General features: G+C 71.0%; 17 protein-coding genes. 12 read left to right on the top strand and 5 right to left on the bottom strand.

The window, feature by feature from the left end; translation table 11 throughout:
* The first annotated feature begins 24 nt into the window (after nucleotides 1-24).
* The 3 genes from NR810_RS02700 to NR810_RS02690 are packed head-to-tail and all read left to right on the top strand — an operon-like array spanning nucleotide 25 to nucleotide 1,558.
* A complete protein-coding gene (locus NR810_RS02700; protein ID WP_257447761.1) occupies nucleotides 25-564 on the top strand; it encodes an RNA polymerase sigma factor in 540 nt (179 codons plus the stop codon).
* Entirely contained in the window at nucleotides 564-1,223 is a 660-nt protein-coding gene (locus NR810_RS02695; RefSeq protein ID WP_257447234.1) for a DUF1109 domain-containing protein, read from the top strand. Before NR810_RS02700 ends, NR810_RS02695 begins: the two co-directional genes overlap by 1 nt.
* Nucleotides 1,223-1,558 carry a Carotenogenesis protein CarS gene (locus NR810_RS02690; RefSeq protein ID WP_257447759.1) on the top strand — a complete coding sequence of 112 codons (336 nt, stop codon included), beginning with the start codon at nucleotides 1,223-1,225 and terminating at the stop codon, nucleotides 1,556-1,558. Before NR810_RS02695 ends, NR810_RS02690 begins: the two co-directional genes overlap by 1 nt.
* 15 nt (nucleotides 1,559-1,573) lie before the next feature.
* On the opposite strand, the gene NR810_RS02685 is transcribed toward NR810_RS02690, so the two are convergent.
* The gene (locus tag NR810_RS02685) at nucleotides 1,574-2,074 is read right to left on the bottom strand and encodes a PIN domain-containing protein (RefSeq protein WP_257447231.1); all 501 of its coding nucleotides are present in this window, start codon (nucleotides 2,072-2,074) and stop codon (nucleotides 1,574-1,576) included.
* A gap of 65 nt (nucleotides 2,075-2,139) precedes the next feature.
* Between NR810_RS02685 and NR810_RS02680 the strand changes: the two genes are divergently transcribed.
* Nucleotides 2,140-2,910, top strand: coding sequence for an SIR2 family NAD-dependent protein deacylase (locus NR810_RS02680; protein ID WP_257447228.1), 771 nt, complete (start codon nucleotides 2,140-2,142; stop codon nucleotides 2,908-2,910).
* A gap of 109 nt (nucleotides 2,911-3,019) precedes the next feature.
* Here the strand turns inward: NR810_RS02680 and NR810_RS02675 are convergent, their stop codons facing one another.
* On the bottom strand, nucleotides 3,020-4,630 hold the full coding sequence (locus NR810_RS02675) for a bifunctional metallophosphatase/5'-nucleotidase (RefSeq protein ID WP_257447225.1): 1,611 nt from the start codon (nucleotides 4,628-4,630) through the stop codon (nucleotides 3,020-3,022).
* Nucleotides 4,631-4,832: 202 nt separating this feature from the next.
* On the opposite strand from NR810_RS02675, the gene NR810_RS02670 reads away from it, so the two are divergent.
* Nucleotides 4,833-5,774, top strand: a complete 942-nt coding sequence (locus NR810_RS02670) for a hypothetical protein (protein ID WP_257447222.1) — start codon at nucleotides 4,833-4,835, stop codon at nucleotides 5,772-5,774.
* On the opposite strand, the gene NR810_RS02665 is transcribed toward NR810_RS02670, so the two are convergent.
* Complete coding sequence (locus tag NR810_RS02665; protein ID WP_257447219.1) at nucleotides 5,704-8,739, bottom strand: cyclic nucleotide-binding domain-containing protein; 3,036 nt, start codon at nucleotides 8,737-8,739, stop codon at nucleotides 5,704-5,706. The genes NR810_RS02670 and NR810_RS02665 overlap by 71 nt on opposite strands.
* 483 nt (nucleotides 8,740-9,222) lie before the next feature.
* On the opposite strand from NR810_RS02665, the gene NR810_RS02660 reads away from it, so the two are divergent.
* The 7 genes from NR810_RS02660 to NR810_RS02630 all read left to right on the top strand — a co-directional run bounded on the left by NR810_RS02660 (nucleotide 9,223) and on the right by NR810_RS02630 (nucleotide 17,473).
* A complete protein-coding gene (locus tag NR810_RS02660) occupies nucleotides 9,223-9,744 on the top strand; it encodes a hypothetical protein (protein WP_257447217.1) in 522 nt (173 codons plus the stop codon).
* 29 nt (nucleotides 9,745-9,773) lie between these two features.
* Entirely contained in the window at nucleotides 9,774-10,751 is a 978-nt protein-coding gene (locus tag NR810_RS02655; protein ID WP_257447214.1) for a hypothetical protein, read from the top strand.
* A gap of 167 nt (nucleotides 10,752-10,918) precedes the next feature.
* Complete coding sequence (locus NR810_RS02650) at nucleotides 10,919-12,760, top strand: ATP-binding protein (protein WP_257447757.1); 1,842 nt, start codon at nucleotides 10,919-10,921, stop codon at nucleotides 12,758-12,760.
* Between the two features lie 65 nt (nucleotides 12,761-12,825).
* A complete protein-coding gene (locus NR810_RS02645; protein WP_257447212.1) occupies nucleotides 12,826-13,788 on the top strand; it encodes a FecR domain-containing protein in 963 nt (320 codons plus the stop codon).
* 4 nt (nucleotides 13,789-13,792) lie between these two features.
* Nucleotides 13,793-15,736, top strand: coding sequence for a hypothetical protein (locus tag NR810_RS02640; protein WP_257447209.1), 1,944 nt, complete (start codon nucleotides 13,793-13,795; stop codon nucleotides 15,734-15,736).
* Entirely contained in the window at nucleotides 15,723-16,817 is a 1,095-nt protein-coding gene (locus tag NR810_RS02635) for a COG1470 family protein (RefSeq protein ID WP_257447207.1), read from the top strand. The genes NR810_RS02640 and NR810_RS02635 overlap by 14 nt, the downstream gene beginning before the upstream one ends.
* The gene (locus tag NR810_RS02630; RefSeq protein ID WP_257447204.1) at nucleotides 16,811-17,473 is read left to right on the top strand and encodes a hypothetical protein; all 663 of its coding nucleotides are present in this window, start codon (nucleotides 16,811-16,813) and stop codon (nucleotides 17,471-17,473) included. The genes NR810_RS02635 and NR810_RS02630 overlap by 7 nt, the downstream gene beginning before the upstream one ends.
* A gap of 6 nt (nucleotides 17,474-17,479) precedes the next feature.
* Here NR810_RS02630 and NR810_RS02625 read toward each other — a convergent pair whose 3' ends face one another.
* A complete protein-coding gene (locus NR810_RS02625; protein ID WP_257447202.1) occupies nucleotides 17,480-18,706 on the bottom strand; it encodes a sensor histidine kinase in 1,227 nt (408 codons plus the stop codon).
* A 219-nt stretch (nucleotides 18,707-18,925) separates the two neighbouring features.
* Nucleotides 18,926-21,865 (bottom strand): TolB family protein, encoded by a 2,940-nt coding sequence (locus NR810_RS02620; protein WP_257447200.1) that lies wholly within the window; start codon nucleotides 21,863-21,865, stop codon nucleotides 18,926-18,928.
* Between the last annotated feature and the right edge of the window lie 18 nt (nucleotides 21,866-21,883).

Genomic DNA, 21,883 nt, shown 5'->3' with positions numbered 1-21,883 from the left:
GGTGGAACGTACGTGAGCTCGAGGATGGGGAGTCAGACGGACGAAGAGCTCATGGAACGATTCCGCAACGGTGAACACGACGCGTTCGAGGTCCTCTTCGCCCGGCATTCCGGACGGGTGCAGGGCTTCCTGACGCGAATGGTGCGGGATGGTCCCCTGGCGGAGGACCTGCTGCAGACGACCTTCCTGTCGGTCATCCGCGCCAGGGGGAGGTTCGAGCCCGGCACCCGCTTCGCGCCCTGGCTGCTGACCATCGCGGCGAACGCCGCGCGCGATGCCCTGCGACGCCGCCAGCACAGCGAGGCCTTCTCCCAGGAGCGTGACGCCACGCCCTCGTCGGTCGCGCCTGGCGTGGGAGATCCGGGAATGCGCAAGCGCATCGAGGACGCGCTGCAGCAGTTGCCACCGGACCAGCGCGAGGCGGTCATCCTCAGCAAGGTGGAGGGCTGGTCCTTCGAGGAGATCGCCGAGCTGCGAGGCATCCGCGTGGGCGCGGCCCGCGTCCGGGCCCACCGTGGATACGAGAAGCTCCGGCTGCTGCTGGGTGAGCTGGGGGAGGCCTGATGGAATCGCCCATCGACATGTTGCTCAAGCAGGAGCCACGGACGAGCGGCGCCGCGGTCGAACGGGCCCTGGCCGCGGCTCGCGGAGAGCTGGCCCGGAGCGCACCGGTGCGGAGCTGGCGCACGGAGGCCGCGTGGGTGTTCGCGGCCTCGGCGGCCATGACGGCGGCGGTGGCCGGGGTGATGCTCGTCCTGGGCGCGACGTCCGTTTCCCTCCTGCTCGGCCGCGCGCCCCTGCTCGCGTTGCTGTGGTTCACCAGCGCGGTGTGTGCCTGGGGCTCGCTCTCGCCGCGCGGGCACCGCCTGCGGATGGTGGGCGTGGGGATGGCCCTGGCCAGCGCCGCCGCGCTCGTCTTCGCGCGAGGCACGGTCCATGCCGAGCCCACCCTCCCGGGCTGGGTCTGCACGGCCAGTCACGTCGGCGTGGGGCTCATCCCGCTGGTGGTGGCCGTGGTCTTCCTGCGCAGCGCCGCCTTCCGCCCGTTGCGTGCCCTGCTGGCGGGCCTGTCCGTCGGAGTGACGGGGGCCTTCGTGGGAGAGCTCGCGTGCTCCCAGGGCTGGCGGCACGTCGTGGGCTATCACCTGTCCGCGTGGGCGATCGTCGCCGTCGCGACGCTCGCGGTCTCCCGGTCCGTCCTCCCCCGGTCTTTCGCTCCATGATGATCCAGGATCCCTCTCTCATCGTTTACGAGGACGTGGAAGGCGCTCCCGTGCGGATCGGCGAGACGGTGAAGATCGTCAGCGCCTCGTCGGATGGCACCCTCAGCCGGCTGTTCCTCGGCCGCACCGGCGTCGTGGTGTCGCTCGTGTTCGACGACCCGGCGGTCCAATACCCGGAGGATCCGCTCATCCAGATCCGTGTCGAGGGCGTCGGGGAGGATCTCTTCTTCGCGGAGGAGCTCGAGCTCGCACCGGAGTGGGCGCGGCGCCGCATCTCCGAGCTCCGGCAGTCGGTGCGGGCCGCCGAGCGGCGAGACCCGGAGCGGATGCCCTGACACGGCGGACGCCGCTCAGCGCTCCGTCAGCCGCAGCCGCTCCGAGGCCCTCCGGGACGTGAGGATGTCGAACGGCACGTCATGCCGTCCGGCGAGCGCGAGCACCCGCTTGTCCTTGCTCACCAGCCAGTGGGCCCCGACGCGCGCGGCGAGCACGAGGAACTTCTGGTCGGCCCGGTCCCGGCAGCGGGGCAGGGCAGGGGGCGCGCCCGTGTCCTCGGGCGCCATGCGCAGGATGCTCCGGTAGCGCTCGGAGGCCTTCCGCCGGGCCGCCTCGTCCAGCGCGAAGGAGGGGTAGGCGAGGACGTACTCCAGCTCCCCCAGGGTGTCCTCATCCGCCCACGCGATGGCCTGGCCCGCCTCCAGTGCGTCCACGAGAGGCCGGGAGAAGGGGTCGTCGAACACCAGGATGTCCAGGGCCACGTTGGTGTCGAGGACCAGGGACAGCGGACGGACGAGAGCTGGAGGCGCGAGGGGTTGGGACATGCCGGGAGCGTGGATGGCAGTGTCGATCATCTCATGGTTCACCCTCCTCCGGTTCGGGCTTGCGAGGGGCTTGCCAGCACTGCGACGCTCCCCTCATGCAAACAGCGCTCGAGCGCGTCATCGCGCACCTGTCCCGGGCCCGGCGTGTGCTGTTCGTCACGGGCGCCGGCATCTCCGCGGAGTCGGGCATCCCCACGTACCGGGGCATCGGTGGGCTCTACAATGACGAGCACACCGAGGAAGGGGTTCCCATCGAGGTCGCGCTCTCGGGGAGCATGTTCCGGATCCGGCCCGAGCTGACCTGGCACCACATCCACCGGATCGAACAGGCCTGCCGCGGCGCCACCTTCAACCGCGCCCATGAGATCCTCGCCCTCCTCGAGGGCTGCTTCGAGCACTGCTGGGTGCTCACGCAGAACGTCGATGGGTTCCACAAGGCCGCGGGCTCGAGGAACGTCATCGACATCCACGGCGACATCCACGACCTGCGTTGTACTCGGTGCTCCTTCAGCGAGCGCGTCGCGGATTACTCCCAGCTGGCGCCGTGCCCGTCGTGTCCCCAGTGCGGTTCCTTGCTGCGCCCCGAGGTCGTGCTCTTCGAGGAGCTGCTGCCTCCCTCGAAGGTGTCCCTGATGGAGCGGGAGCTCTCCCGGGGCTTCGACGTGGTGTTCTCGATCGGGACCTCGAGCTTGTTCCCGTACATCAACGGGCCCGTGCTGGAGGCCGCCGCGCGCGGGCTCCCCACCGTGGAGATCAACCCCGGGCGCACCCAGTTGTCGGATGTCGTCGACGTGCGCCTGGAGATGGGCGCCGTGGCCGCTTTCGAGGCCCTGTGGGCCGCTCGCGACCGGTGGACGCACGGGTAGAAAAGACGAGGGGCCCGGTACCCTCACCCTGGCCCTCTCCCGGAGGGAGAGGGAAGGGGGGACACCGGGCCCCGGTGTTACGGGGAACCGTGTGACCTGGTTACCCGGGTTACTTGACCACCTTGTCGAGCGGCTTGGCCTCCGTGGTGGCCTGCTCCTTCGTCCAGTCGATCACCGGCGTCTGCCACGACATGCCCGTCTCGCCCGGGTTCGGATCCAGCTGCTCGAACCCGAAGCCGTCTCCCCCGAAGTAGAGGTACTCGATCGTCGCGATCGTGTACTCCTTCTTCGGATCCACCGGCTTGCCCTTGGCGTCCTTGAACTTGCCCTTGCCGGCCACCGTGAAGCCCGAGAACACCGCCTCCGGGTTGGACAGCTGCTTCACCAGCTCGTCCCCCTTCACCTTCACCACCATCATCGAGTTCTCGAACGGCAGCACCGAGTACACGCTGCCCTTCGTCACCTTGCCCGCCGGCAGGCCCTCGCGCAGGCCCTTGCGGTTGAGCACCACACCGTCCGTCTTCAGCTGAGCCTGGATGGCGCCCGTCACCCAGCTCGCCAGCTGCTTGGAGCCCTTGTCGAAGCCCTTCTTCGCGAAGCCGATCTCCTCGCCCAGCGCCGTGTCCAGCCGGCTCTTGTAGTCGGCGATCATCGCGGCGAGCTCGGCGTTCGGCGCCGGAGCACCCTCGCCACCCGTCACCTCCACCACCTTCGTCTCCACGCCGGTGACCTGCTCACCCTCGGCCTTGGAGGCATCGAAGGTGTAGGCGGCCCGCAGGTACTTGTCGAAGCCCAGTCCCAGCGACACGTAGGTGGTGTTGCCCTCCTTCGTGTCCACCGGCTGCGCGCAGCGGCCACCGGCCACCAGCGACACCTTCCACTCGGGGTGCTTGCCCACCACCGCCTGCAGATCGCTGGGGCACTCGTCCGCCAGCACCACCACCGTGTCCGCACCGGCCTTCAGCGCCTCGGGTACCGCGCTCGCCAGCGCCTGCTCGTCGGGGATCGTCTCCAGCCCCTCGGCGCGCCCGGCCATCGCCGTGCTCACCGTCTTGGGCGACGTCAGGCCCACCACGCCCACCTTCAGGCCCTGGCGATCGAACACCTTGAACGCCGGCAGCTCCCAGCCCTTGGCCAGCGCCGCGTCCTTCACCTTCAGGTTGGCCGCCAGGAAGGGGAAGCCACCCAGCTGCTGGTTCTTCTGGAACTGCTCGCGCCCGTAGTCCAGCTCGTGGTTGCCCAGCGCGGAGGCGGCGAAGCCCATGCGCCCCATCACCGCCGAGGTGGGCTCCCCGTAGAAGAAGGTGGAGAGGGCCGGGCCGTTCCACGAGTCGCCGATGGCCAGCGCCAGCGTGGAGGCGTCCTGACAGGCCGCCGTGCCGTCCTCCTTCACCTGCCCGGGACAGTGCTTCTCCTTGGCCTCCCACCAGCCGAGCAGCTCCGCGGCGCCGGGGGTCGTCTTCTCGCCCTCGGTACGCGGCAGGAGCTGGCCGTTGGGGCTGCCGGTGACGAGGAGCGTCACCGTGACCGGCTTCGCGGCCGGCGGTGTCGCGGGAGCCTGCTGCGACGGCTGGGCCGTCTCGGCGGGCTTGTTCTCCTGGGTGGAATTCTTCTCGCAGCCGGTGAGCGCGCCGAGGAGGGCGAACGCCACCACACCGGAAGCACGGCGCCACGGGCTCATCCCACCCGACACCGGCTTGGAAACAGACTCTCGATGCATGAGGGCACCTGGATTGTTGGCGATACGTCCGCGCGAATAGCACACCTACCCCCGGGGGTCGTCAAAAAGGGGTGGGGTGGGCACTCCGGTACCACCCCATGCTAGCGTCCGCCGCGTGCTGAGCCGTCAGAAGGACCTCCCGCCTCCTGGTTCCAAACCGGTCTCCACTCCCGAGCAGCCGGTCTGGCGGGCATGGGAGGACGTGCGTCGAGGCGCCGGACACTTTCAGCCCGGGAAGATTTCAACCCCAACGAACCGTCTGGGCCAGTTCGTCCATGGCCTCTGCCTGCCGTTCCACCTGGTGCGGGTCCTCCTGGCCGACGGGCAGGTCCGGTGGCGGTACCTGAAGGTGTGTACCACCCAGGCGGCCGCCGCCCTGGCGCTGGCGGTGTCGTGCTCGGGCTCCTCGGGTGAGAAGGCCCTGGAGTCCGTCAGGCCCGACGCGTGGGACAGGCAGCTCGTGTACTGGGCGGCGATCTACTCCTCGCTGCAGATCGCCCAGTGGATCGTCATCGCCCTCTCGCGCGACTACCACTCGGAGCTCACCCGCGAGCTGAGCCTCAGGGTGGGTCAGGTGCCGGAGGACGAGCCGCTCGTCCCGCGCGTCTGGATCAACACCCGGTGGTTTGGCAAGAAGCTCAGGCTCCGGTGGCAGGCGTTGGTGGTGTTCTCCCTCGGGGTGCCGCTGCTCTGGGTCGTCAAGAAGATCATCCCAGGAGGGAACCTGCTCTTCCCGGCGCTGCTGTCCCTCTGGGGCGCCTGGTGGTTCGTGGTCTACACCGCCGGCAAGAGCGCCCGGGCCTGGGCCGAGGCGGCGCCGCCAGAGCCCTGGTTCCTGCGGGGCTGGAGGTGGCTGGTGTCGCGCATCCCCCTCCTGGGGTGGACACCGTTCAAGATGTACGACTCGCTGTGGACGACCCTCACCCGCCCCCTGTTCTCCCCGGCCGCCAGCGTGGAGCGGCAGCCCTGGATGCTCGCCGGGCTCGCGGTGGGGCGGGCCTTCTCGATGATTCCCCTGGTGCGGTGCTTCCTGCGGCCCGTCTTCCCCGTGGCCGCCACCCACCTGCTCGAGGCTAACCCGCCAGGGGCCGCTTCCGCTCTGGCTCCGGCTCGCCCGCCTGGCGCGTCTCGGCCGACTGGATGAAGGCGCGCATCTGCTGGCTCACCGCGCGGAAGAAGCCCGTCAGCAGCTCCGGACGGTCCGCCAGCAGGTCGAGGAAGTCGCGCCGGTCGATGACCAGCACCCGCGTGTCCTCCACCGCGATGATGTCGTTGGGGCGGGGCGCGCCATCCAGCAGGCTCAGGTCGCCGAACGTCTCCTTGGCCTTCATCCGCAGCACGTGCTCGCCGTTGCTGAGCGCGTCCACCGAGCCCTCGATGATGACGTAGAGCGCGTCACCCGGGTCTCCTTCACTGTAGACGCGCTCGCCCGCGCGGAAGCGGGCCTCGCGGGCGATGGCCGCCACCGCCGCCACGTCGTCCACGTCGCTCTGCGAGAAGACGTGCACCTCCTCGAGGAGGAACAGCTTCTGCACCGTCGCCTGGCTCATGTCTCCCTCTTCGGCGGGCGGCACGTCCATGCCGATCCGGCCCGCCACGTAGCGCGCGCACGCGCGCAGCATCACATCCTCGCTGCGGCACAGCCACGCGAGGTGCGCCTCCAACTGGCCCGTCGCGCCCGGGGGAAGATCCCGGTGGTGTGACTCCACCTGCTCCCGCACCAGGGCCCGGTCCTCTTCGTGGGTGAGCGTCTCCAGCAGCTCCAGCGCGTACGCCCGCCGCCGCGCGTCCTGTCCCGCCACGTGCTGGTGCACGCGCCGCATCACCTGGGGCGGGTGCAGCAGCCCCAGCAGGAAGAAGGACAGCTCCAGCGCCTGATCCAGCCGGTCTCCCACCACGCGCGTGAGCAGCGAGTGGTCCCCCAGCTCCGCGCGCAGGTCCCGGAAGGGCTCCGCCATGGCGCGGTACACGTCGCGGCGCCGCACGAGCGCCTCGCGCACGCGATCCTCGTCCACCGGGTGCTCGGGGTGCTCGTCGCGCAGGCGGGACAGCTCCGCGCCGATGCGGAAGTGCAGCCGGGCGTCGTCGCGCACGTTGGAGAAGAGCAGGGCGTGCAGCGCCGCCGGCGTCCCGATGCGCCGCAGCACGCGCGGCACCTGAAGCCGCATGGCCAGCGGCGCGGACAGATCGTTGAGCGTGGACTCCAGCAGCGGCGTCACCTCGTCGCCCAGGGCGGCCAGGGCCTCACGCGCCTCGCGCCGCTCCTCGCGCCAGGTGAGGTACGTCAGCAGCCGGGGCGCCAGCTTCACGTAGCCGCCCTCGCCCACGGAGCGTATCGCCACCCGCCGCACCGAGCTGTCCAGATCGCCCAGGAACGTCGTCAGCATGGGCGTGTAGCTCTGGTCTCCCAGCCGGCCGAAGAGCCGGGCCACCTCGCGGCGATCCGCCACCGGGGCCTGTGAGCCACGCGCCGCCAGCGCGCCCAGCGACACCAGCGCCGCCGCGCGCCACCGGGTGCTCAGCAGGGCGCCAATGGCCGCGCAGCGCAGCCCCACGTCCGGGCTCTGCAGCAGCGGCGGCAGCAGCACCTCGGCCCGCTCCGGCGCCAGCTTCGCCAGCGCCCAGACCGCGCTGTCCCGGGCACGGCGGGGGCCCTGGGTGACCAGCTCCTCCAGCAGCGGCGTCGTCTCCGTGGCCTCCAGCTCCAGCGCCAGGGTGACGGCGCGCTCCTGCACCCGCTCGTTCGTGTGGCGCAGCAGCACGGGCAGGTGCGGCCTCAGCGGCAGCCCCTCCTGCACCATGAGCTCCATCGCGTGCAGCACGCGCTCCGGGGCGCTCGCGCCCAGCGCCTCCACCAGCAGCCGGCGATCCTCCCGGCCCAGCACCTCCTCGTCCTGGGCGCCCACCTGCTCACCCAGCGCCTCCACGTAGGCCGGCCGCAGGCGCAGCAGCAGCACGCCGAGCAGGCCGCACAGGCCCACCACCGCCAGCGCCATGGTGTGGCCGTCGGCCGAGCGGCCCGCGCCGATGAGCAGCACGCCCGCGAGCACCGTGCCGCCCTTGCGCAGCAGCCCGTCCACCGCGCCGCGCAGCGCCTCGCGCTCGGTGTCCGGCACCGCCGCGTACAGCAGCTGCACGCCCACCGGCAGCAGCGAGTAGTTCACCGCGTTCTCCAGCAGCCGCAGCAGGTGGACCGGCCACAGCTCCTTCGTCACCAGCGAGGCCACCGCCAGCGGCGCCATGACTCCCGGCAGCAGCGCCAGGTAGCGCATCAGCCCCAGCCGCTTGAGCAGCCGCTCAGCCAGCAGGAGCTGGAAGATGACGCACACCAAGCCGATCCACAGCTGCAGCGAGCCGAAGAGCGCCGCCAGTCCGTCCTCGCTGAGGGTGCGCGCCACGCGCAGGCGGAAGAGGTAGTCCACGAAGGAGGACAGCAGCGCGAAGCCCACCCCGAGCGCCGCCAGCACGCGGGCATAGCTGCTGGTGGCCAGGTACTCCCAGGCGGCGGCGGACGGGGCGAGGTGGCGGCCGCGAGGCTGGGGGGCCTCGCTCTGGTGGTAGTGGATGGCCACCGCCGCGGCGCAGAGCGACAGCGCCCCGCCCGCCACGACGACGGCGGTGCCGAGCCGCTCGGCCAGTCCCTGCACCAGCAGTCCACCCAGCATGCCTCCCGCCATGCCGATGCCGTTGAGCACGGTGAAGGCCCGCCGCGCCTCGCGCGCGTCGAAGGCCGACGCCATCCGCCCCCAGAAGCGCAGGGAGATGAACGTCGTGAAGGCGTCCACGAAGAGGTACAGCACCAGCGCCGGAACCCTCTGGCCCACGGACACGCCCGCGGCCAGCACCAGCACCGTCAGCGCTCCCGCCCCGGTGAGGAGGCTGAGGGACTCACTGCGCGCGTGCGGCTCCCTGCGCGGGAGCACCGTCAGCGCCGCCACGAGCAACGCGCCCACCAGGTACAGGTAGGGCATCGTGTGCGACTCGAAGCGTGACAGGACGAGCGCGTTCGCAGCCGTCTTCAGCTGCGTCACGCTGGCGATGAGAGCGAACTGGAACGTCGCCGCGGGCCAAAGTCGATGGCCCCAGGACTGTGAGTCTCGGACAGCCACGGGCCGCCCAGTTTAACTGTCCAAAACCGGAATTTCCAGAACGAAGCATACGCCCGGAGTCCTGGTGAGCGGGCGGGCGGGCTTGACATGGAGCCGGGGTCAGTCATTCGCCGCACCGCCGAGAATCCACGAACGGATGCGCACGAGCTCGCCCGGGTGGGTGTCGAAATGGTCCGGATCGTCGCGAGGCATACGACTGCCGCAGCGTGTCCCGGAGCGCTTCACTGGCAGTGGGCCCTCGACTGAGCCGCGTGAGGACACGCGTTCGCACGGAGAATCGCATGGGCCACCCCCTCCGGAGCACGCCGCCCTCCGGCCCTGGCCCGGGGACGCCGGACCCCGAGACACCCGGTCCAGATGTCTCGGCGCAACGAATGGAAGCCAGTCAGTGATTGCCACCATGCACGAGGCGAACTCCCGGTTGCCTGTCGCCCCGGGGTCGGGTTTGAGTACGAGACGAGTTGGTCCTACTCTGGGGGCACCATGATCACCGCTGTAATCCTTGCCCTGCTTTGTTCGACTCCCGACGCCCCTGGCGCGAAGCTGTCGCCCGATGCGCTCGCCGCACCTCCCAGGGCGGACGAGTCGCCAACGGCCTGGGCCTGCACGGTGGAGACCCTGCGGGCGGGCCGTGAATGTGTCTTCGAATCCGAGGTGACGGCCTCGGACTCCACCAATTCGCAAGCGCAGGCGGCCAGCAACGTCCGCACGCTCAAGGACATCGGCCCCATGCTGTGCGCGCAGGCCGCGAAGCCGCCCTCGGGTAGCGCGACGGACAAGAACCTCGTGGCGCAGTGCGAGCGCAAGTACGCCGACACCGCGGAGGACTTCTGTGGCCTGGATGGGAAGCTGCCCATCATCGACGCGAAGGGCCGCTTCGCGCCGGCCGCGAGGCACTGCTACCACCAACTGTCCGAGCTGCTGCAGGACGTCACCATGAGGGCGACGGTGGCCTCCCTGTCCCACGTGTCCCAGCAGCCGGAGAAGGCCGCGGGGTCGCCGTGAGGGCGGCCGGCGGGATGGAACGAGGAACCATGTCTACCTTCCAGAAGCTCTCGAAGGTGGCCGCGCGCTCGAGCGCGGCCCTGCTGTGCACGCTGGCCGTGGTGGGGTGTGGCTCGACGAGGCACACGCACACGGTGGAGGAGACAGCGGTGCCCGAGTCGTTCGCGGCGCAGGGGCGGCAAGCGCCCGCGTCCCGGACGGAGCCCGCGCCGCTGGTGGCGCCCAAGGCGTTTGCGACGCGCTTCACGACTCCGTCGCAGTGCGAGGCGGCGGCGCGCAGGCTGCTGCCCACCTCGCGCGACGATGCGTGGACGGCGCTGAAGTCCTGCGTGGAGGGCACGCACTTCACGCTGCTGGGCGCGGTGCTGGGCAACGCGTGGTCCGAGGAGCTGCGGACCCGTCCGGATGCGGCGCAGCTGCTGGCCCAGGTGGTGGCGCAGCGCGGAGGCAGCGTGGAGGGAGACCTGCGGCTGCTGCACGCGCGCAAGGTGCCCATCTTCGGGCTGACGGCCGCCATCGCGCAGCCCGAGGTGTACAAGGGCCGCTACCTGCTGCTGCGCGCCCAGGTGGCGGACGTGCGCAGCGAGGGGGACAAGCCCACGGTGTGGCTCGTGGAGCAGGGGCTGACGTCGATGGCCAGTGAGCAGCCGGTGGGCTACTCGACCCGGAAGGACTCGGTGTCGGTCCGCTCCGGCTCGGTCGGTGGCGACGCGGGGATGCTGGGCCGCGCCAACCTGGGCGGGCAGCTCGCCACCAGCGAGCGGCAGCAGAGCTCGACCACGGTGCAGCGCTTCGACAACGTCGCCGACGAGACGGGCCGCGAGGCGCTCGGCCGCCTGGCGCAGGCGGATCCCTTCTTCGCGCCGGGCAAGGACTTCGTGGTGCTCGCGCGCTTCGACGGGATGCGGATCACCTCGGGCGGCAACGAGGACGACGAGGCGGCCCCCAAGCTACCGGTGCTCACCATCGTCAGCTACTACGCCCCGCACCCGCTCGTCGTGTACTGAGTCAGACGTCCTGAAGTGGAAAGCGCCCGGCCGACTCTTCCCGGTTTCGAACGGAGGATGGCGGGACCCGTTCACGGTTTGATGCCGGATTGCTCTCGGGTCGGATACGAGTCGGCCCCCTGTGCTGCAATCCTCGGCGTCTGCTGGACAGGGGAACCGCCTTGCCCGTGCGCTTCGCTTCTCGATTGATGCTCGTGCTCGCCCTGGTGGGCGTGGTGCCCGTGTTGCTACTCGGAGGGCTCTCCTTCCGCGCCAACCGCGATGAATTGCACCACCTGGTGGGTGGTCTCCAGACGCAAGCCGCCACGGATCTGGCCCGCTCCTGTCAGAAGCTCGTCCTCCTGGGCGTGGACAACCTCCGCCTCGCCGCCGAGTACCTTCCCCTCGAGCGGCTCGGGCCCAAGGACGCTTCCGCCGTGCTGAGCATCCCCCTGCGTCAGCTCGGGATGCTCAACCTGCTCGTGCTGGTGGACGATCAGGGCCGCGCCATCGCTCCCGCCGTCTTCAGCTCCGAGGAGGGCGGTGGCCGCCAGCGCGTCACCGATGACTCGCTGGCCCTCTTCTCGCGCCAGGCGCCCGTGCAGGCCGCCCTGTCCACCGGCGCCGCCATCGGCCCTCCCTACCGCACCCCCGAGGCCTCCGGTGGCCGCGTGGCGCTCGCGGTGCGCGCGGGCGAGAAGGCCTCCCGTCTCCTCCTGGCCGAGCTGTCGCTCGCGGAGCTGGGCAGCCGCGTGGAGGAGCTGGCCCGGGAAGGGGGACGGGCCTTCATCGTGGACCACCAGGGCCTGCCCGTGGCCTCCACCTCCGAGCACCCCGGCCTCAGTGAGGAGGAGCGCGGGTTGGTGGCCGAGGGGCTCTCCCGGGGCGCGTCCGTGGTGCGCACCGTGCGCGGCGTGGATGGTGTCGAGTACCTCGCCGCCTTCGCTCCCGTGCCGGACCTCGGCTGGGGCGCGGTGGTGGGGCGCAAGGCCAGCGAGGCCTTCGCTCCCGCCGAGTACGTCCGGCGCTCCACCTTCTTCTGGGCCCTGGTGGCGTTGGCCATCACCGGGGTGCTCGGGCTCGTGCTCTCCCGGGGCGTGAGCCAGCCCGTCGCCCGGCTCTCCGAGGGCGTGGCCGCGCTCGCCGCCGGCCGGTACGAGCAGCGTGTCTCCGAGGAAGGCCGTGACGAGCTCGGTCTGCTCGCCCGTTCCTTCAACCACATGGCCGGCGAGCTGCAACGGCGCGACGCCGAGCTGCGGCGGTGGAGCGAGGAGCTGCAGCGGCGCGTGGACGAGCGCACCCGGGAGCTTCGCGAGGCGCAGGATCAGATCACCCGCACCCGGAGGCTCGCGGCGCTCGGCTCGCTCAGTGCTGGCATCGCCCACGAGCTCAACAACCCGCTCACCGGCATTCTCGGTCTGCTGTCGCTGTCGTGCGAGGAGATTCCCGCCCAGTCGAACGTGGGCCAGAGCCTGAGGATGGCGCTCGAACAGGCCCGCCGCATGGCGAACATCATCCGGGAGCTGCGCCAGATGACGGAGCAGGAGCGCGCGGGTACGGGCCGTCCGTTGGATCCGGTCCAGCCGCTGCGTGCCGCGCTTCACGAGGTGCGAGAGGATCTCCAGTCGCGTGGTGTGTCGCTGAATTGCGACATCGCCGCGGGAGTGCCGCGGGTGCTGGGACATGCGGATCAGCTCCAGAAGGTGGTGACCAACCTGCTGCGCAATGCCCTCACCGCCATGCCGGCGGGAGGCGCCTTGTCGGTGGGGCTCGCGACGGTGGAGGGGGATGCGGTGTGCCTGTCGGTGAAGGACACCGGCAAGGGCATCCCCGAGTCGTTGCGCGAGCGCATCTTCGACCCGTTCTTCACCACCAAGGACGAGCCGGGGCGCGTGGGGCTGGGGCTGTCGGTGGCCCACCGCATCATCGAGGCCCACCATGGCCGCATCCGGCTGGAGAGCGCCGAAGGGCAGGGAACCACCGTCACCGTCATCCTTCCCGCGGCCAGCGCGGAGGCGCACCTCGCGTGAGTCACTCGGGAGAGGAGCACCTCGGTGGAGGGCGTGGGATGCGAGAGCTGGGAGGGAGACGGGTCGTGAGCCCGTCACGTGATTCGCTCGGCCGGGCCCTGGTGTTGGGGCTGAGCCTGGTGGCGCTCCTCGCCCTGGGGGCATGGTTCGTCTTCGAGCGCTTCGGCGCGGCTCCTCCCCGGCCCGTGCCGGGCGCCGCCATGGCTAAGCCCCCGGATTCCCGGCCCGCCCCGGTCGTGGTCCCGGACGTGCGCGCCAAGGTCGCAGGCGTGGTGGGCGTGGTGGAGAGGACCCTCGGCGAGAAGTGGGTGGAACTGCGCGTGGGAGACGCGCTCGAGCCCGATGACTCCGTGCGCACCGGCCCCGGGGCCCGGGCGGATCTGCGGATGGGAGACGAGGCCTCGCTGCTGACCCTCCAGGAGCGCTCCGAGGTGCGCATGGGCGAGATGTCCCGCACCAGCCATGCCCTCCAGTTGCAGCGGGGTCGGATCGACGTGGACTACCACGGCCAGGAGAACCGGGTGCTGCGCGTGCAGGCGGAGAACGGCACGGTGGCCGAGGCGCGGGAAGCACGCTTCACCATGCTCCGCCGGGGGACGGTGGTGACGGTTACCACCCGGGGAGGCCTGGTGAACCTGTCGTCCGAGGGGAGCACCGTCGCGGTTGGCGCCGGGCAGCGGTCGGTGGTGATCAACGGCGCGAAGCCGCTCTCCCCGGAGCCCATCCCTCTGGAGGTGCTGCTGAAGGTCGCGGCGAAGGCTTCCGCCAGTGAGACCCTGTGCCTGTCCCTCCTGGGGAAGGTGCCCGTGGGGACGGAGGTGCTGGTGGAGGGCGAGCCCGCGGAGGTCTCCGGCGACGGCTCCTTCCGGGCGGACGTGCCGCGCCGCGAGGGCCGTTCCCAGGTGAGGATCCTGGCGAGGGATCCCGGCGGAGCGAGCCGCGAGACGCTGCTCTCCTGCCGAGCCCCCGCGCGCGCCGGACCTCCACGCCCGGAGTCAGTGAAGTTCCGTTGGGGAAAGGTGCCCTGACGTCATGTATTCCTATCGGGTGCCGCTCCTGCTGCTGCTCATGGGGTGGTGTGCCGGCGTGTGGCCGTCCCCCGCGGCCGGAGCCAATGCCGTCCGGAGGACCACGGGAGGAGCCATCCGCATCCTGTGTGCTCCGGGACATCTGCTGCTCGGCACGGATCGCGAGGCGGAGGTGCGCATCGAGGTGGAGCCGTCCGCCACCGGCCTGGAGCTGTTCGCCAGCGCTGGCGAGGTGGGGACCTTGACGCGGGTGGGGCCGGGCGTCTTCCGAGCCACCTACGTGCCCCCTCCGAGCAGCCTCCCCGAGGAGGTCGTCCTCGCGGCGACGGCCCGGGCACCCGGCGGCTCCACGCTCGAGGGGTGGTTGCTGTTTCCGCTCTGGGGCCAGGGCCAGGCCGAGGTGCGCACGCGGGCCCGTGCGCCGGTGACGCTCCGGGTGGGGGAGCAGACGTTCGGGCCGATCCTGGCGGACGCGTCGGGGCTGGCACGCATCCCCGTGGCCGTGCCGCCCGGGGTGGGCGAGGCCTTCTTCGGGAACAGGCGGATCGATCTCGGCTTGCCGCCCCAGTCGCACCTCCATGCCGTCGCGAACCGCCGGGAGGTGCTGGCCGACCGGGAGGAGACGGTGAGCATCCGCCTCTATGACGTGAGGCCGGCGGGTGGCCCGGTGCGTCCGGGGGCGTTCTCCTTCTCTGTCTCTCGTGGCACCGTGAGCGCGCCGGTCGAGCTGGAGCCGGGCGTGTCCGTCGTGCGGTGGACCGTGCCGCCGGGGCGGGTGGGGGCGCTGGAGTGGAAGGGCTCGGTTTCCAGGAACCCGAGGAGGTCCGTGCGCGTGCGCGTGCCGGCGGTGCCCGGACCGGCCTGGCGTTTCGAGATGAGGCTGGACCGGGAGCAGCTCGTGGCCTCGGAGGAGGCCCGGGTGGCGGTGGAGGTCTCCGCCCGTGACGCCGCCGGCAACCCGGCGCGGGCCGGGCTGCGGCTCGAGTCGGAGGCGGGGGGCGCGGTGGTACTCACCGAGCGCCAGCCGGGAGAGTACGCGGGAGTGCTCGGCATCGCGCCCGGGTTCGGTGCGCGGGAGCGGCTGGAGTTGCGGCTGCTCGCGGACGGCGGCTCCACGCCGGTGCTGAGCCGGAGCGTGTCGCTGCGGGCCGCCGCGCCCGCGCGGGTGACGGTGGAGCCATGGAAGGAGTTCCTCGTCGCGGATGGCGAGTCGATGGCGGCCTGGCACATCACCGTGGAGGATCGCTTCGGCAATCCGGTGCGCGAGCCGCGGCCCGAGACCTCCCTGTCGGGTGGACAGGCGGGCACGCTGGAGCCGCGGGGGCCGGGCACGTACGAGCTGCGGTACGTGCCGCCCGCGGTATACGAGGATGGCCAGGCCGAGCTGGAGGTGCGGGTGGGCGAGGTGCATGGCCGGGGAACGCTCCCGCTGCTGCGCCGCCGCCCCATCCTGCTGGTGGCGCCGCACGCGGGCGGGGTGACGAACTTCGCGGACGTGCTCGCGCCCTCCGCGGGGCTCCGGGTGGAGGTGTGGCCGGTGCTCCGGTGGCCGGTGCTGGGGCTGATGCTCGACACGGGCTATCGGTGGTTCTCACGAACGGGTGGGGAGCGGGTGCCCGGCTTCCTCGGGCGCAACGAGCTGTTCGATGTCACCGTGGCGGTGGGCCTGCGTACCCTGGGCACGAATGGGCTCCAGGGCTGGGTGGCGGGGGGCCCGTCGGTGGTCCGGGTGCACAGCCGTGCGTCGACGGGAGCCGGACCCGTGTTGGAGGAGGGCACGTGGGTGTTCGGGGCACAGGCGATGGTGGGGGCTGGAATCCCGCTCGGCCGGGGACAACCCTTCCTCGAGGCGCGTTTCTGCTGGTTCGACGATCCGTCCCTGCATGTGCTGCGCGGCGCGCTGCGGGGCGGCTCCTTGCACCTGGGGTATCGCCTTGCGCTCTTCTGACCGTGGCTTCCCCCGGGTCCTCGTGCTCCTCGCCCTCTGGGTGCTCGGGGCCTCGTGTACGAGCGAGCCGGCTTCCAGGTACGACCCGCGTCCCCTGCGCATGGTGCCGGTCTGGGGACTGAACACCTCGGCCGTGCCCGTGGTCATCGAAGGCGAGAACTTCCTGTCGCTCGTCACCCAGCACATCGGTGGCCGGGAGCCGGTGTCGGAGGATGCGCGCTTCGAGGCCTTCCTCGACGAGGTGGCCCTCGAGGACGTCACCCTGGAGGAAGCCAACACGCTGCGGGCGCGGGTGCCCGGGGGCCTCGCGCCCGGCTGGTACACGCTCTCGGTGAAGGGCCCCCTGGGCCGGCGAGTGGAGTTGCCGCGCGCATACCTGTCCTCGGCGCGGCCGCTGGCATTGCTCCGGGCCTGGGCCACGTTGGATCAGGACAGCGTGTGGGTGAAACAGAGGGCGCGGCTGACGCTGACGGTGGAGAACGTGGGGGGCACGGCCGTGCACGCCCTCACCCCGGTGCTGAACATGGCGGGCGACGGGAGGGTGGAAGTCCTCTCCGCGCCCGAGCCCGCCAACGTCGACCCGGGCACGAGCGCGTCCTTCGTCTGGGAGCTCGACGCCGCCTCGTCCGGGCTCCTGCGCTTCACGGTGGAGGCCCGGGGCCGCGAGGAGATGACCGGGATGGAGCTGCCGGTGCTCCCCGAGGAGGCGGGGCCGTTCCTGATACGAGATCGTCCGGAGCTCACCGCCGTGCTCACGTCTTCGGCGCCGGTGGTCCCCGAGGGGCAGCAGTTCGAGCTCCAGTTGGAGGTGAGGAACTCGGGAGACACCTCGGTGCTCGATGTGAGGGTCGGCGGGTGGGTGTCCGGGTGCGATGGGAAGGTGGTGCTCGTGTCCGGGCCGGTGCCGATATCCTTGGACATTCCCGGGAAGGAGAGCCGGTTCTTCCGCGCGGGTTTCCTTGGAAGGACGGAGGGCTCGTGTGTCTTCCGTGCGTGGGCCCGTGGCCGTGAGGAGACGGAAGGAACCCAAGTGCAGGCTCCGGCGGTCGAAACCACGGTAATGATCGGCTCTACGTGGTGAACAACGGAGGCTGCATCCGCTCGACGACGCCGACCCCCAGGCCCTACGGCTCGGCGCCCGCGGACTGGAGCCCCTGCACCCCCTCGAGCACGGACTGGAGCTCGCGCACCAGCAGGACGACGACGAAGACCGCGAACCTCGAGCCCTCGGACAAGGCCGTGCCCCAGCTCGCCGTGTTCCAGGGGCGGCTCTACTTCGCGCGCAACACCACGGTGGGGCCCCAGCTCTTCGCGTGCGATCCGGCGGGGACGGGCTCCTCGAAGGACTGCGATCCGGGGGACTGGTCGCTCGTGGCCGCCAACTCCACGGGGGATCCGCTGCTCACCCAGTTCGACAACCCGGCGAACACCGCCCTCTCGCTCCTGGTGGCCACCTCGCGCTCGCTCTTCGTGGGCTTCGACAACGGCACGCAGGGCGCGGTGGTGTTGCGCACGTCCCAGGCACGGCCGGCCCAACGCTCCGAGTTCACGGGGATGGAGGGGTGCTCCGCGGCGCAACATCCCACCGGATGCGCGGGCCTGGAGGGCTCCGGACTGGGCGTGGGCGCCACGCGCCTCTTCGACGGCGTGGCGTTCGGCCCCGCCGGTGACGAGGCCGCCTGCTTCACGGCGGGAACCGGCACCGGGCCGGTGCGGCTCTTCCGGCTGCGGGACTGAGCTGGCTCAGGACGCCACGGCGGTGCTCGCCCGCTCCGAGGGCAGCGCGACGCGGGCGGCCCTCACGTGCGGAGGCAGACCGAGGCGGAACGTGGTGCCCTTGCCCTCGCGGCTCTCCACGGTGATGGAGCCGTCGAACGACTCGACGATGGACTTGCAGATGAAGAGGCCCAGCCCCGTGCCCTCGCCCGAGCGCTTGGTGGTGAAGAAGGGCTCGAAGAGGTGCGGCATGTGCTCGGCGGCGATGCCCGTTCCGGTGTCCGTCACCTCGGCGCACGCCTCGCCATTGGGGCCCGTCCACAGCCGGACGCGGATCTCATGGTTGCTCCCGTCCTCGGGAATGGCCTGGGCGGCGTTGACCACCAGGTTGAGGAAGACCTGCGCCAGACGGGCCTCGTTGCCCTTGACCAGCGGGACGTCCTGGTAGTCGCGCACCACGCGGGCCCGGTAGCGGATGTGCACCAGGGCCATCTTCAGCGCCGCCTCGAGCACCTCGCGCAGGTCCACCAGCACGCTCTCGTCGTCCTCGCGCCGGGCGAAGGCCTTCACGTCGCGGGCGATGTGGCGCACGCGCTCGGCGCCCTCGCGGATGTCGCGCAGGGTGGACTGCACCGCCGTCAGGCGATCGGCCAGCGAGCTCAGCTCCGGTCCCGTCCCCTGGCGGCCCTGACGCTTCAGCCCCTCGCGCAGGGAGGGCAGCTCCTCGTCGAGCCAGTCCAGGTTGGAGAGGATGTAGGCCAGGGGCGTGTTCACCTCGTGCACCACGCCAGCGGCCAGCAGGCCCAGCGAGGCCAGGCGATCGGCCTGCACCAGCATGGCCTGCATGCGCTCGTGCTCCTGCCGCATCCGCCACTGGTCCAGCGCCAGCTTGAGGCGGTGCTCCAGCGCGTCCACCTCGAAGGGCTTGAGCAGGTAGTCGAAGGCGCCCAGCCGCAGGGCCTCGATGGCGCTGTCCACGTTGCCGTAGGCGGTGACGATGAGGGCGTTGCACCCGGGCTGCACGGAGCGCAGCCACTTGAGGAATTCCAGGCCGTTCTCGCCCGGCAGGTTCTTGTCGATCAGCGCGCACGCGAAGGAGTGCTTCGCGGCGAGCTGGCGCGCCGTGGCGGCGTCATGCGCCAGGACGGGGACGGCACCCACGCGCTGGACGATGAACGCCAGGATGGTGCGCAGGGAGGGCTCGTCATCCACTATCAGGACGGACTCCGGAGCGGGGCTGGCACTCGTTCTCATCCGCGGTGACCTCTGCGTGAGTGGCCCTCTGTAGGTGCTCTTCCTTCAGGTGAGGTGCGATCGCACCCCGCTCGCTGAGCACCTTCTCAGAGGGTGGGGGAAACTGCGGTCGACTCGTCGGGGACGCAAGGGAGCAGGCTCAATCCCACCTTCACCGCAGGCCCCGGAATGCCGGAAGACGTTGGCTGGTGGACGCGGGATGACCCCGGAAGGTGGGGCCTACAACGAGAAGCCCACGAGGTGCAGGTCCCCGAGCCCGTCATCGAAGCGCCGGGCGTACTGGTAGAAGAGGGAGAGGCCGGCGGACTGTCCGAAAGTGGTGTGGAGGAAGACGGCGCCACCGGCGGCGCGGTGGTTGGCCCGCAGGTCCGTGCGGGCCCAGCTCCCGAAGGCCTCCAGCTCCACCTGTCTGATGAAGAAGGAGGGCCCCAGCCAGAAGAAGGTGGACCAGCCGTAGTCGACGATCAGCCGGTAGCGGTAGCGCGCGTTGGCGATGACGACGCTGCGGGCGCTGAGGGCGAAGTCCTCGTAGCCGCGCAGGTACTCGGAGAAGGAGGTCCCCGGCTGGAAGCGGAGCGGCACGCTGCGCGAGTCCTCCGGGCCCTGGCGCAGTTGGAAGAGGGGATTGCCGAGCTGGAGGCCGCCCACCTGGAGGAGTCCCTCGGGGGCGCTCGGGAGGTAGCGGCCGATGGCGGTGAGCTGGAGGTTGTCGCGCTTCAACAGGGGCAGCCCCGGGACGAAGAGGTCCACCGCGGCGCGCACGTCGCCGAAGGGGGCGCTGGCCTCGTCGAAGGAGACGGGGTACAGGCCGCCAGCCAGCGAGATGCCCAGACCCCGCTGCGTGCCCCCATAGGAGGTGCCCTCGCCAGCGAAGTACGAGACGGAGGCCTCGGGTCCGAGGAGCGAGGTGCGCACCGCGGACCGCCTGGAGGTGGCGTACCAGTCCCGGCGCAGGGCCAGCACACCGAAGGAGACGGGGGTGGTCCAGAACTCGCGGGACATGAAGACGGAGGCCTGCAGATCCCTCCGCCCCTCCACCACGGTGCGCGCCACGTTGAGCTGCACGTACCAGGGAGCGGGCAGGGCGTTGGCGTAGCTGAAGGAGACGCTGGGGTCGCGCAGCTTCGAGTCGATCTGCACGAGCAGGGCGTACTGGTGGAAGCCCAGCCGATCCTGTCCCGCCAGGGCCACGCCGCCGTAGCCGACGACGTTGGTGTTCCCGTCATCGTCCTGCTCGGGCAGCGCGTAGGCGAACGGGGCATGCAGCTCCGGGTAGAAGAAGTGCTCCAGGGGCGAGTACGGCTCGTCGGAGAGGATGTTCAGCTCGTGCCCGAGGAAGGGTGCCAGCGCCGCCGGGAGGGACTCGGGGGGAGCGGGGGCCGGGGAGGGCGCCTGGGCGAGGGCCTCGGAGGAGGAGGCCACCGGGGAGATGGGGGCGCGATCCAGTGAGAAGTCGAAGGCGTCGCGGTTGAGGAAGACGACGTCCGAGTTCCCGAGTGGGGCCACGTCCATGACCAGGTGCGGGGCGTCGGTGATGCGGGTGGGCTCGCCGCCGGAGAGGTCGAGGACGTGGGCCTGCCAGCGGCCCTCGTGCTCGCGGACGAAGACGACGCGGTTGGGGTCCAGCCAGCGGGGGGCGTAGTTGACGTGAGTGTCGTCGGTGAGGGCGCGGACGGTGCCATCGGGCTCGAGCAGCGCGAGGTTCCACCCGTTGTCCGTCATGCGGGGGAAGACGATGCGCCCGTCCGGGGAGACCGAGGCGGGGCCGAGTGACTGACGCCCCTCGAAGCGGGTGAGCGGCGTGCGCGCGTTGGTGGAGAGATCCAACCGGTAGAGGTTGGCGGTGTCCTGCACGACCTGGACATAGACGTAGGCCTTGCCATCCGGGGTGACGCTTCCGCCCATGCCCTCGATGTCCTCCCAGGTCTTCACCACGTCGCCGGTGCGGGCGTCCACCTGCCACACGCGCGCGAGGTAGTTGCCCACGCGGTCGAGATCCGAGGCGAGGAGGAAGAGGGAGCTGCCGTCGGCGGTGAAGGACAGGCCGCTCATGACGGTGGGGCTGGTGGCGATCCACCGGCGGCCGGGGAGGAACTGGGTGATGTAGCGGCTGACGCGCACGGAGCCATCGCGCTCGCGGATGACGAGGCGAACGGCCTGCTCGCGCGCCACCTCGAGGGTGGCGATGGCGCCGTCGGAGGGCGAGGCCGCGAGCCGGGTGAAGTAGCCCACCTCCGGGGCGAGCACCTGCTGGGTGGAGGGGCGCTCACGGCGCTGCTGGTTCCGGGCGAGCGACTGGGAGAACTCCTCGAAGAGCGAGCCGATGGTGCGGCCGTAGACGCCCTTGAAGCGCAGCGTCACGCCCAGGGGGGAGAAGACGGACTCACCCTGGGACTCCACCAGTTGCCACAGCTTGTCCTCGCCGTACGTGGCCGCGAGCCAGGCGACGAACTCGCTGCCCATGAGGTAGTTGCCGCCGAAGGGGTCCATCTGGCGGTGCTCGGGGGAGAGGAAGCCGGGGTGGAAGTCGCCGCCGCGCGCCTGGGAGGCGGCCTCGAAGAAGCCCTGCCACACGGGGCTGTGCGGACGACCCCAGGAGCGGCCCAGACGTCCCTCGTAGAAGGTGGCGAGGCCCTCGAGGAACCAGGATTCGGTGAAGGTGTTGGGCTGGAAGAGGCCGCCGGTGAGGGTGTTGACGAGCCACCACAGACCATCCGTCTGCTGCATCTGCACGTAGTGGACGGACTCGTGGCAGCCGACCTCGCCGAGCTCGGCGGGGCCGAAGCCCAGCAGGTTGAAGAGCTCCAGCGACATGTGCGAGGGGAGCACCATCTGCTGGGGGACGCTGGAGTAGTCCGGCATCACGTACGCGTTGTTGAAGTCGGCGCTCGTCAGGTAGACGAGCACCCGGTCGCGCTTGCGGGGGCTTTGGGTGAGGGTGCGGAGACGCTCGACGCAGTCCTCCACGCGTGCCGCGATGCGCAAGGCGGCCGGCCGCAGGTCGGCCGGGTAGTAGAGCACGAGGGAGCTCGTGGTGAGCTTGCGCATGTCCTCCCGGACGAAGCTCGTCTGGACGTTCTGGGGGAAGCGGGGTGTGACGAATGCACACCCGGACAGGGTGAGAATGAACAGGAGGAGGGTGGGTAGGCGGCGCGGCATGCGCCCCCATCCTAGGTG

This window comes from Archangium lipolyticum (assembly GCF_024623785.1).
GTDB classification, from domain to species: domain Bacteria; phylum Myxococcota; class Myxococcia; order Myxococcales; family Myxococcaceae; genus Archangium; species Archangium lipolyticum.
This window is presented reverse-complemented; position numbering and strand designations above follow the sequence as displayed.

Excerpts from the sequence above, each read along its gene's own strand:
- NR810_RS02700 (WP_257447761.1), top strand. The coding sequence starts at position 25 with ATGGGGAGTCAGACGGACGAAGAGCTCATGGAACGATTCCGCAACGGT.
- NR810_RS02695 (WP_257447234.1), top strand. The coding sequence starts at position 564 with ATGGAATCGCCCATCGACATGTTGCTCAAGCAGGAGCCACGGACGAGC.
- NR810_RS02690 (WP_257447759.1), top strand. The coding sequence starts at position 1,223 with ATGATCCAGGATCCCTCTCTCATCGTTTACGAGGACGTGGAAGGCGCT.
- NR810_RS02685 (WP_257447231.1), bottom strand. The coding sequence starts at position 2,074 with ATGATCGACACTGCCATCCACGCTCCCGGCATGTCCCAACCCCTCGCG.
- NR810_RS02680 (WP_257447228.1), top strand. The coding sequence starts at position 2,140 with ATGCAAACAGCGCTCGAGCGCGTCATCGCGCACCTGTCCCGGGCCCGG.
- NR810_RS02675 (WP_257447225.1), bottom strand. The coding sequence starts at position 4,630 with ATGCATCGAGAGTCTGTTTCCAAGCCGGTGTCGGGTGGGATGAGCCCG.
- NR810_RS02660 (WP_257447217.1), top strand. The coding sequence starts at position 9,223 with ATGATCACCGCTGTAATCCTTGCCCTGCTTTGTTCGACTCCCGACGCC.
- NR810_RS02655 (WP_257447214.1), top strand. The coding sequence starts at position 9,774 with ATGTCTACCTTCCAGAAGCTCTCGAAGGTGGCCGCGCGCTCGAGCGCG.
- NR810_RS02640 (WP_257447209.1), top strand. The coding sequence starts at position 13,793 with ATGTATTCCTATCGGGTGCCGCTCCTGCTGCTGCTCATGGGGTGGTGT.
- NR810_RS02625 (WP_257447202.1), bottom strand. The coding sequence starts at position 18,706 with ATGAGAACGAGTGCCAGCCCCGCTCCGGAGTCCGTCCTGATAGTGGAT.
- NR810_RS02620 (WP_257447200.1), bottom strand. The coding sequence starts at position 21,865 with ATGCCGCGCCGCCTACCCACCCTCCTCCTGTTCATTCTCACCCTGTCC.